The 13,957-nt window shown below is 37.3% G+C and carries 8 protein-coding genes; 6 read left to right on the top strand and 2 right to left on the bottom strand.

Annotation, left to right across the window (positions count from 1 at the left end):
* Positions 1-21: 21 nt before the first annotated feature.
* From porU to I5M32_RS12180, 5 genes are all read left to right on the top strand, one after another.
* Positions 22-3,867 carry a type IX secretion system sortase PorU gene (gene porU, locus I5M32_RS12200; RefSeq protein WP_200586733.1) on the top strand — a complete coding sequence of 1,282 codons (3,846 nt, stop codon included), beginning with the start codon at positions 22-24 and terminating at the stop codon, positions 3,865-3,867.
* Positions 3,868-3,906: 39 nt separating this feature from the next.
* The gene (gene porV / locus I5M32_RS12195; protein ID WP_200586728.1) at positions 3,907-5,088 is read left to right on the top strand and encodes a type IX secretion system outer membrane channel protein PorV; all 1,182 of its coding nucleotides are present in this window, start codon (positions 3,907-3,909) and stop codon (positions 5,086-5,088) included.
* Positions 5,085-5,561: a 2-C-methyl-D-erythritol 2,4-cyclodiphosphate synthase gene (gene ispF, locus I5M32_RS12190; RefSeq protein ID WP_200586727.1), complete on the top strand. Its 477-nt coding sequence runs from the start codon at positions 5,085-5,087 to the stop codon at positions 5,559-5,561. Before porV ends, ispF begins: the two co-directional genes overlap by 4 nt.
* A 353-nt stretch (positions 5,562-5,914) precedes the next feature.
* A complete protein-coding gene (gene egtB / locus I5M32_RS12185) occupies positions 5,915-7,066 on the top strand; it encodes an ergothioneine biosynthesis protein EgtB (RefSeq protein ID WP_200586726.1) in 1,152 nt (383 codons plus the stop codon).
* A gap of 5 nt (positions 7,067-7,071) precedes the next feature.
* Positions 7,072-8,013: an L-histidine N(alpha)-methyltransferase gene (locus tag I5M32_RS12180; protein WP_200586725.1), complete on the top strand. Its 942-nt coding sequence runs from the start codon at positions 7,072-7,074 to the stop codon at positions 8,011-8,013.
* Positions 8,014-8,155: 142 nt separating this feature from the next.
* Here the strand turns inward: I5M32_RS12180 and I5M32_RS12175 are convergent, their stop codons facing one another.
* Positions 8,156-9,268: a DUF4407 domain-containing protein gene (locus I5M32_RS12175; RefSeq protein ID WP_200586921.1), complete on the bottom strand. Its 1,113-nt coding sequence runs from the start codon at positions 9,266-9,268 to the stop codon at positions 8,156-8,158.
* 309 nt (positions 9,269-9,577) lie between these two features.
* On the opposite strand from I5M32_RS12175, the gene I5M32_RS12170 reads away from it, so the two are divergent.
* Entirely contained in the window at positions 9,578-10,564 is a 987-nt protein-coding gene (locus I5M32_RS12170; RefSeq protein ID WP_200586724.1) for an ABC transporter ATP-binding protein, read from the top strand.
* A gap of 192 nt (positions 10,565-10,756) precedes the next feature.
* Here the strand turns inward: I5M32_RS12170 and I5M32_RS12165 are convergent.
* A partial coding sequence (locus I5M32_RS12165) for an Ig-like domain-containing protein (RefSeq protein ID WP_200586723.1) occupies positions 10,757-13,957 on the bottom strand: 3,201 nt, incomplete at its 5' end.

Genomic DNA, 13,957 nt, shown 5'->3' with positions numbered 1-13,957 from the left:
AATATAAATATTTATTTTATTTTGAAAGGCATTGTATATAAGGTATTTATAATTGTAGCTGTTTCTTTGGTTTTTTTGGTTTTTTTGGGACCTGTTTCTGCTCAAAATTTGGGCGAGATGAGAAATATTACCTGGCCATCTGATACTATTTTAAAGCAATCTTTGCGTCCTAATGCTCTAAAAACAGATTTTCCAAGATATAATCCCGAAAGGTTTGGAGATTTGCCTACCGTGTATTTGAAATTACCCGTTGGCGCAAAAAATAATTCGGTAAACATTAAAATAAATTCTTTTTCAAACGCTTTTATCCCCCAAACAGATAAGAATGTTTTAAAAATTAAGGGAGATATCCAACTTGATTATCATACTGTTAGAGAAAATAACCAATATTTTTTGTTGGTTAATTTTTTACCCCTTATAAAAACAACAGATGGAATTAAAAAAATTGAGGCCTATAGTTTAGATATTAACCCTTTAAACCTAACTTCAATAGCTGCCAAAACCATAAAAACTTACAAAAACAATTCTGTTTTGGCCAATGGCAATTGGTATAAAATTGCGGTTAAAGATCAAGGTATTTATAAATTGGATTATAATTTTATTAAAAGCGTAGGTATAGATGTTGCCAACTTAAACCCTAAAAATATAAGGATATATGGCAATGGCGGCGAAATGTTGCCCCAACCAAACTCGGCAATAAGAACAGACGATTTAGCGGAAAATGCCATTGAGGTGGTTGGTGAGGATGATAATAAATTCGACAATACAGATTACGTTCTTTTTTATGCCAACGGAAACACAAAATGGACACTTAACAATGCGGGGCAATATTTTGAACATCAAAATAATGTTTATACAGACAGCTCTTACTATTACATTAATGTTGATCTGGGAATGGGTAAAAGGATAAACACCTCCATTACCAATGGTTCCCAAAATTATGTGAGCAACAGCTATAATGATCATCAACTTTATGAAAAAGACCTTTATACCTTAATTACATCTACCCTAAAATCGGGAAGAAATTGGTATGGCGAAAACTTTGAGTTTACCCCTACACAAACCTTTAATTTTGATGTAAACGGACTGATAAATAACACCCCTGTATTCTTGAAAACCAATATGGTTATTCGTTCTAACGTGGGCTCTTCTGCAATGGTAAGCTTAAACGGTCAAAACTTATATAATCTATCGGCAAGTGCTTTACCGCTAACCTTCGAGACTGATTTTGCGATACCAGCAAGCAAAATAAGTTCTTTAAATAGCATCAACGGGAACACAGCAAAAATATCCATCACTTATAATAAACCTAATTCTGCCAGTAATGCTTGGTTAGATTATTTAGAATTAAATTGCAGGAGAGAACTGAGTTTGAATAACAATTATCTAAATTTTAGAGATTTACAAAGCGTTGGGAACGGAAACCTCACTCAATTTAACATCAAAAACACAGGTATAGATCTAAGGGTTTGGGATGTCTCAAATCCATTAAACCCCATTAAATCCAATTATACCGGTTCAGCAAATAACGCAAGTTTCATAGCCAACACCAACGTTTTAAAAGAGTTCGTCGCGTTTAATTCATCGGCATTTAAAGAAGCAAAGTTTATAGGCAGGGTTGCCAATCAAAACTTACATGGTTTGGCTTTCGCCGATTTATTGATCATTAGCCCCGCTCAATTTTTTAATGAGGCCAAAAGACTGGCCGATTTTAGGAAATCTACACAGAACATCAGTTATTTGATAGTTAGCCCAGAGCAGATTTATAACGAGTTTTCATCGGGTAAAAGAGATGCAACCGCCATTAGGGATTTTGTGAAGATGTTTTACGATAGGGCTGGTGGAAATCTAAATTTATCGCCAAAGTATTTATTGCTTTTCGGGAAAGGTTCGTTCGATAATAAAATGATCCAGTTTAAAGAGAATAATTTCGTGGTCACCTATCAGTCAGAAAACTCATTATCGCCCACGCAAAGTTATACCTCTGATGATTATTTTGCCCTTTTGGATGATGATGAAGGCGCATTCCCAGAAGATTACGTGAACAATCCCGGGCTTTTGGATATTGCCGTTGGCAGGATACCCGTAAAATCTGCCGAGGAAGCAAAAAATGTGGTAGATAAATTGATCAACTATGCCAATATAAATAGTTTTGGCGATTGGAGGAACCAAGTAGCCATAGTTGCTGATGATGAAGACAATAACCTCCATTTAAACCAAGCAGAAGCCAACGCCTCTTTGATACAATCAAAAAACAACAATATCAATATCGATAAGATTTACTTCGATGCTTATCAGCAGCAAAATCTAGCGGGCGGCAGTCGCTATCCCGAAGTAGAAGATGCCATCAACCAAAAAGTTAATAAAGGTGCCTTATTGATCAACTATACCGGGCATGGTGGCGAAACAGGTTGGGCGGCAGAAAAAGTATTGACTTTAGATGATATAAAAGCTTGGCAAAACCCAAATAACCTTCCTATCATATTTACGGCTACCTGTTCTTTTAGTAGGTGGGATGATCCTGAAATGGTATCGGCAGGCGAATTAACTTTGATAGAAAAAGACAATGGTGTCCCCTCTATTTTTAGTACCACCAGAATTGTTTTTTCTTCTTACAACTTTGATTTGAACCAAAGTTTTTTGAGGTCTTTGTTTGATGCTGCAAACCAAAACAAGAAAATTACTTTTGGCGAGGTTTTCAAAGCTGCAAAAAACAATAATGTGGGCGGTTTAAATATCAATTCTAGAAACTTTACCCTGCTGGGCGATCCAACTGCAATGTTCCCCTTCCCAACAAATAAAGTGATAATGAATGCTTTAACGGATACTTTAAAAGCAGGGAAAAAAATTAATTTAAAAGGTTATTTAACAGATTATCAGGGCAACAAATTAAATTCGTTTAATGGATTCGTTTATCCAACTATTTTTGATAAGCCATCAACGGTTACTACTTTGGGGCAAGATCCGCAACAAAACGGGAGTTATGCAGCCTCTTTTCAAACCCAGAAGAATGTTATTTATAAGGGCAAAGCTAGCGTAACCAACGGTAATTTTAGTTTAGATTTTATTGTACCGAAGGATATTAATTTGCAAGTTGGCAAAGGTAAAGCCAGTTTTTATGCGGCCAACAACTTTACAGATGCAAATGGTTCTGATGTTAATTTATTGGTGGGAGGCTCTGCCTTGGATAGCCAAAACGATAAAATTGGCCCAATCATAAATACCTACCTAAATGATGAAAACTTTGTTTCTGGTGGCACAACAAACAACAACCCGGTTTTACTGGTAAATTTAAGCGACCAAAGCGGCATAAACACCACAGGTATTGGCATAGGCCATGATATTGTTGCAACATTAAGCACCTCAACAAAAAACGACCAGAACATTATCTTAAACCAATTTTACCAAGCCAAGCTAGATTCTTACCAAGAAGGTACCATAACCTATAATCTAAATAATCTAGAACCGGGCTTATATACCTTAAAAATTAAAGCTTGGGATGTTTTTAACAATTCATCAGAACAAACCATCAATTTTGAGGTTAAAACATCAGAAAAGCTGGCCTTATTCCATGTTTTAAATTATCCCAACCCTTTTACAACAAAAACAAGTTTTCAGTTTGAGCATAACCACCCTAATGAAGATCTAGAGGTTCAAGTTAACATCAGAACGGTTTCTGGTAAGTTGGTTAAAACCATAAACCAATCGGTAAACTCTATTGGTAACAGGGTTAATAATATATTTTGGGACGGTAAAGACGATTTTGGCGAAAAATTAGCGAGGGGTATATACGTTTATGAGCTAAAAGTACGTTCTACATTATCTGGCCAAACCGTAAAAAAAATAGAGAAGCTCGTTTTACTTTAAAAAAAATTAAATTCACATAAAAAAAATTATTTTTACTGCATGAAATCTAAAATCTACTTTCTATTTATAACACTATCTTTTACTGGTTACGCAACTTTTGCGCAAACGCAAACCACAACAGATGGAAGACAGGGAAATACGATCACAACGGCTGTCCCTTTTTTATTGATAACACCAGATGCAAGGTCTGGTGCGATGGGCGATGTTGGTGTTGCGCTAAGCCCAGATGTTAACGCTACGCATTGGAACCCTGCAAAATTGGCCTTTATGAAAGATCCTTATGGCTTTGGCCTTTCTTACAGCCCATGGTTACAAAAATTGGTTCCTGATATTAACCTGGCTTATTTAAACGGTTATTATAAATTAGATGATAGAAACACCATTGGTGGTTCTTTACGCTATTTTTCTTTAGGAAACATCCAATTTGTAGATGTTAACCAAGTAAAACAAGGAGATTTTAACCCCAATGAATTAGCTGTTGATGGTACTTTTGCAAGAAGTTTTGGAGAGAATTTCTCTTTAGGTACGGCATTAAGGTTTATCTATTCCAATCTTTCTGGTGGAGCAACTTTTTCTGATCAACAAACCAAGCCCGGTACTGCTTTAGCGGCAGATATTTCTGGTTATTATACTAAAAACAACCAACTTTTTGGCAAAAGCGCCACGGTTTCTGCCGGTTTGGATATTTCTAATATCGGTACGAAGATGAGTTACACAGATGGCGGCCCAAAATATTTTTTACCAACAAATATGCGCCTAGGTGGTGCCGCAACCATCCATGCAGATGATTTTAACGATTTTACTTTTGCCCTAGACTTTAATAAATTATTGGTTCCTACACCTCCAATAAGGGAAAACAATGATCCTAACGGAAAAATAATTGCAGGGAAAGACCCAAACCGTTCTGTACCTGCTGGTATTTTTGGCTCTTTTAGTGATGCCCCAGGTGGTTTTTCTGAAGAACTACAAGAAGTAAGCATTGCAACCGGTTTAGAATATTGGTACAACCAACAATTTGCCATTAGGGCTGGTTATTTTTATGAGAACCCAAATAAAGGAAACCGCCAGTATTTATCTTTGGGTTTAGGCTTAAAATATAACGTGGTAGATTTAAACTTCTCTTATCTTTTAGCTAACCAACAGCAATCGCCATTGGCAAACACGCTCCGTTTCTCTTTACTATTTAACTTTGCAGGGGCAGCTTCAACACCCGGACGATGAAAATTAAAGTGGGTTTTGGGTTTGATGTACATCAGTTAAAAGAAGGCCATCCTTTTGTTTTGGGCGGCGTTTTATTAGACCACCACAAAGGTGCTTTTGGGCATTCTGATGCCGATGTTTTGGCGCATGCAATCTGTGATGCCTTGTTAGGGGCCGCAAACTTGAGGGATATTGGACATCATTTTAAAAACACGGATGAACGTTGGAAAGGAATTAGCAGCCTTATTCTATTAACCGAGTGCGTGAAAATGATTTCAGAAAAAGGCTATGCTATCAATAACGTAGATGCCATGCTTTGTTTAGAAGCGCCCAAAATAAACCCACATGTACCAAAAATGAAGCTGCAAATTTCAAGAGCAATGGGTATTGATGTTGATGATATTTCTATAAAAGCAACCACCAACGAAACCATGGGTTTTATTGGAAGAGAAGAAGGCGTAGTTGCCTATGCCGTTTGCTTGATACAGAAATAGCTCTAAGCTATCGATTAACCAAAATTCTCATATTAGATTCTTAAACGGTTAGGGATAGCACTTGGGCTATACTCGTATAATAAGCCTATATTATTCAGAAAATTTGGGATAGCCCGAGCGTTATCCCTACCTAAGAACAGAACAAGGATCGTACGTTTAAAAGATTTTGCGTTAGGTGGTTGGAGTAAAGCTTTGAAAAAGCTTGTTCTTTTATTTGCCATGGGCAATAAAAAACCGTAGCGAAGCGGAGTACGCAAAACACCGACCCCAATTTTTCTTTGGGGAAACGCCCATATTTTATTTCTTAAAGAACTAAAAGGCATTGTTTTTGTTAAAATTTGCAAAAACCATAAATGTCTCTTTTAACCCAGTATTTAAAAGTTAGGAAACACACCGAAAAAATTTGCGAACCGCTACAAATTGAAGATTATGTGGTGCAACCAGTTGTAGATGTTAGCCCGCCCAAGTGGCATTTGGGGCATAGCACTTGGTTTTTTGAAACTTTTGTACTAAAACCAAATTTTACGGCATACCAAGAGTTTGATCCTAACTACAATTATGTTTTCAATAGTTATTATGAAACTGTTGGCGCAAGGGTTATTAGAACAGATAGGGGGAACTTAAGCCGCCCCACGGTTGCCGATGTTTATAAATACAGGGCACATGTTGATGAGGCGATGGAGAGTTTTTTATGCCGAGAGCCATCTGCTGAAGTGGAGGAATTGTTGGTTTTGGGTTTAAACCATGAGCAGCAACACCAAGAATTGTTGCGTTATGATATCAAATATATTTTGGGCCATAACCCGTTATTTCCGGCTTACGCCGAGGAACATATAGAGCATGATTTAAAAGTTGATCTGCAAAATTGGCTAAAAATTGAAGCAGGGATCTATGAGATCGGTTATGATGGAAATGAATTTTGTTTTGATAATGAACTAGGTAAACACAAAGTTTATCTACAAGGTTTTGAGATTGCTACCGCTTTGGTTAGTAATGCAGAATATTTGGAATTTATTAATGATAGTGGCTATCGGGATTTTAAGCATTGGCATGCCGAAGCTTGGGATTGGGTAAACAGCAATAAAATTACTGCCCCATTATATTGGCATTTTGTTAACGAGGAGTGGCTAAGATATGACCTTGCGGGAGGATTAAAACCTTTAAAATTAGATGATGCGGTTAGCCATATCAGTTTTTATGAAGCTGCTGCGTTTGCATCTTGGAAAGGTAGCAGATTGCCTACAGAATTTGAATGGGAAATTGCCGCCAAGCAGCTAAATTGGGGCAAACTTTGGGAATGGACAGAAAGTGCTTATTTACCATATCCGGGCTTTTCTAAGGCCGCAGGGGCAATTGGGGAGTATAATGGTAAATTTATGATCAGCCAAAAAGTATTAAGGGGCGCTTCTGTTGCTACCTCTCCAAACCACGATAGAATTACCTACAGAAATTTTTTCCATCCTTCATTAAGATGGCATTATAATGGATTACGCCTAGTAAAATAACACCTATGAATAAGTTTTTACAAGAAGTTTTAGACGGCTTAAATGCCCAGCCCAAACATCTTCATTCTAAATATTTTTATGATGAAATAGGCGATAGACTATTTCAGCAGATTATGGCTAGCGATGAATATTACCCCACAGATTGTGAGATGGAGATATTTAAAAACCAAACTGCACAACTTGCCAAAACATTAAAGAATGGTTTTGATAGTTTCGATTTGGTAGAACTGGGTGCTGGTGATGCCACAAAATCTTCTTATTTGCTAAAGCAATTGGTGGCAGATAAAGTAGATTTTGATTATTTCCCTATTGATATTTCTACCAATACCATTAAACATTTAGAAGAGAATTTGCCTAAGGAAATTAAAGGTTTAAAGGTGTGCGGCTTTAATGGCGAATATTTTGAGATGTTAGAAAAAACCCGTCAGTTTTCTGATAAAAGAAAAGTGGTGCTTTTTTTGGGTTCTAATATTGGCAACATGCCAGTTGCAGATGCTTTTGATTTTGCCAAAACCCTAAGAAAAAGCTTAAGCAAAACAGATTTGATATTGGTAGGCATTGATTTAAAAAAGCACCCAAGGGTAATAAGGGCGGCATATAACGATGCAAAGGGTTATACCAAAAAGTTTAACCTTAATTTGTTGCGAAGGATAAACAATGAGTTGGAGGCTGATTTTAACATCGAAGATTTTGAACATTACCCATCTTACGATCCCATAACCGGTTCTTGTAAAAGCTATCTGATCAGCTTAAAAAAGCAGACCGTAAGAATTGGTGAGGCAGATTTTATAGACTTTGAAGAAAACGAGCCCATTTTAATGGAAATCTCACAAAAATACAGCGTTAAAGAAACCGATGAAATGGCCTCTCAAGCAGGCTTTAAGCCCGTAAAACATTTTTTTGACGATAAAAACTGGTTTTTGGATGCCGTTTGGGAATGTAAATAATGAATTTGTTCATGAGGATTTAATGTTCCCTTAATATTCATCTTTTAAATTTGGGGTATAATCTTTAAAAAAGATTTTAATACAAAAATAGTTTAGGTTTAGTTAAGAGGTAAGCAGTTTATACATAGCGGCTTGCCTTTTTTTATTCGTCTTCTTCTAAGTCTTTATCAATTTTACGCTTTAATAAAATTTTCTTTTTATTGGTTATCTCCTTATTCTTAGTATCCAAAATGCCATCTATAACTACAAATCTATGGTCTTTATCTTTTTCGCTCTTATAAATAGAAACAGCTTCTACGTTTTGGAGCGCAATATCATAAGGTCCTTTATCGCTCATCAATTTTACAAAAACAGGTAAACATTCTAATAGTATAAACAAAAAAGATATAAAAGAAATCGCTAAATAGGTATCCAAATCCCTAGATCCATCTGGGTTAAAAGAAAGTTGCCCTAAGGCATAATTTCTATCGGCAAAACCGGCTACGTTAGATAGGCTATCTAGTTGCGGTTCGCTAAAAAGTTTGGTGCTATTTAAACCTTCAATTTCTTTTCGGGTGGTTATTAGTTTATCCATCCGGTCTAGATCGGCCCTTACTTGGCTTAGCCTATCTACCTTTTGGTTAACAACGGTTTCTTTTTGCTTTGCATAAGTTCCAAAACCCATAATACCGCTGGTTTGGTTTGTTTTATCGCCAAAAACTTCTTGGTTCAAAATATATCTAGATCGGTTTATATCTTTTTCTAAAGAGTCTTTCTCGTCTCTTAGCTCGCTATATTTAGCCAGTTCTAAACTATATTTATTGTTAAATGCTTTGTTTAAAGTATCAATTTTAGAACGTTGCCCGTTTAAATAACTTGTTTTTAACTTCTGCCTAATCTCTTTATCAAAAATCTTTAATTCTAAAGGGCGGGAGATGATGATACCTATCATGATGGCCAATAAAATCCTTGGCATCGCCTGCATAATTTGATGATTTGTTGAACCTGTTTTTTTAATACTAGCCACTATATATCTATCCATATTAAAAATGGCCAAACCCCATATCAAACCAAATAAGATAGCAAAAACTACTGCTGCAGGGTTTCCCGAGAAAACAAAATACATAGCGTAACCACCAGATAAGCAAGCAAATAAAGCAGTAAAAAATATAGTGGCACCAATGCCCACATATTTATTATGCTCTGTTGGGTTTTTTAGTAAGGTATCTATATGTGCGCCAGAGCAAAACCAAAAAAAGGAGGTTATTCTTTTCATCATTCAACAATATCAATTATCGTACAAAGAACGCTAATTCTTTAAAATTTATATTGGCAAAAAATTAATACCATGGCTTTGGTGCAATAAAAATGATCGTCTATAAAAAAACAGGCTTTCTCTTAGGCAATCCGCTAAAGGATGGCCCAAAAATCTCATCGATAAAGTAGCTTAACTGGCAAGAAATTATGCTAATGAGTTTCTGATTGGCCGCTTGGTTAACGAAATGGCAAACTTTTTTGGTTTCCCCTTTTATTAATTTTGCGTTATTAATTTTTTTTATCTTTACGCCCCGATAAAAATTAGAGAATGCCTTTGTTACAATTAAAAAATGTGAGCAGAAATTTCCAAGAGGATATTCCTTCTGGGGTTTCGGGTATTGATTTAAGTATCGATACCGGTGAGATTGTAACCATTATCGGCGAAAGCGGCAGCGGAAAAACCACTTTACTCAAACTTATTTACGGTTACCTAATCCCCCAAAAGGGAGAAGTACTTTATAATGGCGAGAAAATTAAAGGACCAACGGAAAAATTGATCCCCGGGCATGATGAGATGAAAATGGTAACACAAGAGCTTACCTTAAATCTTTATGCCAAGGTTTTTGATAATATTGCCTCGCAACTATCCAATACAGATTTGCAAGCAAAAAGCCAGTTGACGCTGCAAACCATGGAATTTTTACGGATCGATCATTTAGCCGAGAAAAAAATTGTTGAGTTAAGCGGGGGGGAGCAACAAAGGGTTGCCATTGCAAAGGCCGTAATTACAGAACCAAAGGTTTTATTATTAGATGAACCATTTAGCCAGATCGATAGCGTTCTTAAAAAACAATTACGTGATGATATCGAGCGCTTATCAAAGTTCTTAAAAATAACCATCATCATGGTTTCGCATGACCCAACGGATGGTTTGGCCTTATCTGATCAGTTATTGATCGTAAAGGACGGCAAAATAATTAGGCAAGGTAAACCACAAGATTTATATTTAGACCCACAGTTTAGCTATGTTGCCAAGATCTTGGGGCGGGCTAATTTGCTCAAAAATTTGAGTTTTTTACCCCAACAAAATGTGATGTATGGGGTTTATCCGCATCAAATAAAATTAAACCCTTATCAAGGTGTTGCAGAGGCTACGGTTAAATCCATTCATTTTAGCGGTGCTTACCAAGAAGTAGAATTGGTTACAGAAGGTAAGCTTTTATTATCCCACGACTATCAATTTTTAAATCTTAAATGCGGGGAAACCGTTTATTTTGATATAGACGAGTTTTGTGAATTAAAGGCAGAGAGCTAAATACCTTAAATACTTGAAATAGAGAGGTTTTTTTGTGTTAACGATAGGAACGGCAGCTTTTTTATTTGTCATCCTGAGCGGCCTAGAAGGAAAACAAATAAAAAACTATAGTGGATAGCCCGCCTGTTAAGGCAGGCGTGTTAAAACGCCCAATTATTTATCCTAAAATTAGGCTGTAATTAAACCTAAAAACTATCTTTTCAAAATCAAATATCCTTTATTCAGTTTTCGCTTATTATTATCGTCTGTATAAATAATATAGTAGTAAACCCCATCAACCAATTCTTTATTAGAATTTGTTAAAATACCCACGTTGGCAACACCCCTAAAAGAATTTCCCTTATTATCGTATCCCTTGGTACGGTAAACTTCATTTCCCCATCTATTAAAAATGATTACTTCGTTATTTGGATATTTACTGATATTGTAAATAACAAAACTTTCGTTCCCTTTGCCATCGCCGTTTGGTGAAACCAATGGATCGGGATTGATATTTGGGTTTTCTTCTGGCCCCAATGGCTTGCTTTCTGGATAAACATCCTTTATCGTGATGATAGACCCATTACCAATAATAACAAAACTAGGTTGGTCTGTTTTAGAAATGGAAGCGTTTACCGTCTCATTATCGTCTCTAATATCATCTAACAAAGCGTTTACCTTAAATTTTTGTGTGGTAACCGTTTTACCAGCCGGAATATTTATGGTCACATAATCGCCGGTAAGCTTATAATCAGAATTTAAGGTTGCAGAACCATCAAAGCTTAAGTAGATATTCACATCCTCAATTAAAGATTCGGTTAAAACCGCTGTAACTTCTATATTTTCTCCTTCTTTTATTGTCCCAGACGGTGGAATCAAACTTACCGTAACCATAGGTTGTACAATTAAGGTTACCGTTGCATCATCACATAAACCTAAAGGATCGCAAGCTCTGTAATCAAAAGTATCTATCCCTTTAAATCCTTGGTTGGGTTTATATACAAAGGTACCATCGGCATTAAAAGTTAGTGTGCCATTTTTAGGTTGCGTAATTGCCGTAAAGTTTAAAACATCCCCGTCTGGGTCACTATCGTTTTTAATTACCGTTTGTGAAATTTGTCCGTTTCTTTCCAGATAAAATTTATCGTCTAATGCAATTGGTGGGTCGTTTACTGGAGTGATCGTAATCGTTGCCATTGCAGCATCACATAAACCTTGGGGATCGCAAACCTGATAGTTAAAAGTTACCGTACCGTTAAAATTAGGTTCTGGGATATAATTAAAAGAGCCATCTGCATTAAAGGTTAAATTCCCGTTGATCGGCGGATTTACCAAAGTAAAAGTCAGCTTATCATTATCTGGATCGCTATCGTTTGGCGCAACAGTACCGTTTACCGGAATATCCTCTTTTGTAAGGTAGGTATCGTCAATTGCTTTTGGCGGGTCATTTACGGCCTCAACAACAATGGTTACAACCGCCAAATTAGAGTTTAAACTACCATCGGTAACTTTATATACAAAATTTTCTTTTCCATAAAAGTTCTGGTTTGGCGAGTAAATAAAAGCACCATCATCATTTAATGTAACATAACCGTTTTTTGTTCTAAAGTTAGATTGTTTTCTATCAATGGCACCATTCTGCATATCAGGGTCTTTAGCAGAAGTTAAATCCACTTTAATTGGGTCATCGTCAGGATCAGAATCGTTAACTATAATTCCTGGTGTTTCGATAATGATTGGCGTGTCTTCTTTGGTAATGTAATTATCATTGGCTGCATTTGGAGAGCAATTGCCAGGCATAACTTCGGCAAACACCTTTAATGAGCAATTATTCGCATCAATAATATCAATAGTATATTTACCAGCGGTTATGTTTAACAAGGTGCTATTTTTGTCCCTATCTTGTCCGTTCCATATAAATCGATAAGGTTTAGTACCACCATCTACTTCAATTAAAATTGCCCCATCTGGTGAGTATTTGCAAGTTGTATTTTTTACAGTTGTTTTAGCAGATAAGGGTTGAGGTTGAGTGATTTTAACTGCACCTGCAATGGTACATCCATAATTATCCTTAGCTACATAAGAATACGTTCCAACAGTCAAATTATCTAAAGTGTTGCCCGTTTTTCCGTTTGCCCATTTTATCTGATAAGGTGCCACACCACCATCTAATACAAGATTTATCTTACCAGAGTTCTCTCCAAAACATTTTATTTGTTCAATTTGCTCTTTAACCGCAAATAGTTTTAGAGGGGTAATATCTACTGATATTAATTGGCTACAATTATTTTTATCGGTTACAGTTAACTGATAAGTCCCAGAACCAAGATTGCTCAAATTAGGAGTTTTCGCTCCGTTATTCCATTGATATTGATAAGGTGGTGTTCCTCCTAAAACAATAACGTTTATCTTTCCGTTTTTCTCTCCGAAACATATATTATTTTGATGCGTTTCAGAAATGGATATCGGAGCGTTTGGTTGAGTAATCTTAATCAATTTAGAAACAGAGCATCCGTTGGCATCGGTAACCAAAACAGAGTAATCACCACTTTTTAAATTTGATAAACTTTGTGTTTTTATCCCGCTATTCCACAAATAAGTGTATGGTGGCTTCCCTCCACTTACGCTGATATTAATAAAACCCGTTTCGCTTCCATAGCATTTAATATTTTCATGAGTTTCTGATATCTCCAGTTTGGCCGGTTCGCCGATGTTTACCTGCGTAGGTGTCGAATAGCTGCAGCCGTTCGCATCCTTTACCGTGAAGGTGTAATCGCCAGCCGATAGGTTATCGAAGATGTTCGAGGACTGGAAGGCCGTACCGTCCTTGCTATATCCGTACGTACCCGTTCCGCCGGTCGCCGTCAAGGTTACCGTGGAGGTGCCGCCGTTGCACAGGATGTCCGTTTTGCTCGCCGTCAAATCCAGCTTTACGGGCTCCGTTATGCTGAGCTGCGTAGGTGTCGAATAGCTGCAGCCGTTCGCGTCCCTTACCGTGAAGGTGTAACCGCCAGCCGATAGGTTGTCGAAAATGTTCGAGGCCTGGAAGGCCGTACCGTCCCTGCTGTATCGGTACGTACCCGTTCCGCCGGTCGCCGTCAAGGTTACCGTGGAGGTGCCGCCGTTGCAAAGGATGTCCGTTTTGCTCGCCGTCAAATCCAGCTTGGTCGGTTCGCCGATGTTTACCTGCGTAGGCATCGAATAGCTGCAGCCGTTCCCGTCCCTTACCGTGAAGGTGTAATCGCCCGCAGCTAGGTTGTCGAAGATATTCGAGGCTTGGAAGGCCGTACCGTCCCTGCTGTATAGGTACGCCCCTGTTCCGCCGGTCGCCGTCAAGGTTACCGTCGAGGTGCCGCCGTTGCAAAGGATGTCCGTTTTGCTCGCCGTCAAATCCAGCTTGGTCGGTTCGCCGAT

The organism is Pedobacter segetis (assembly GCF_016623585.1).
In the GTDB taxonomy this organism is placed as follows: Bacteria; Bacteroidota; Bacteroidia; order Sphingobacteriales; family Sphingobacteriaceae; genus Pseudopedobacter; species Pseudopedobacter segetis.
The sequence above is the reverse complement of the archived record's forward strand: the minus strand, read 5'-3'. Positions and strand labels throughout refer to the sequence as shown.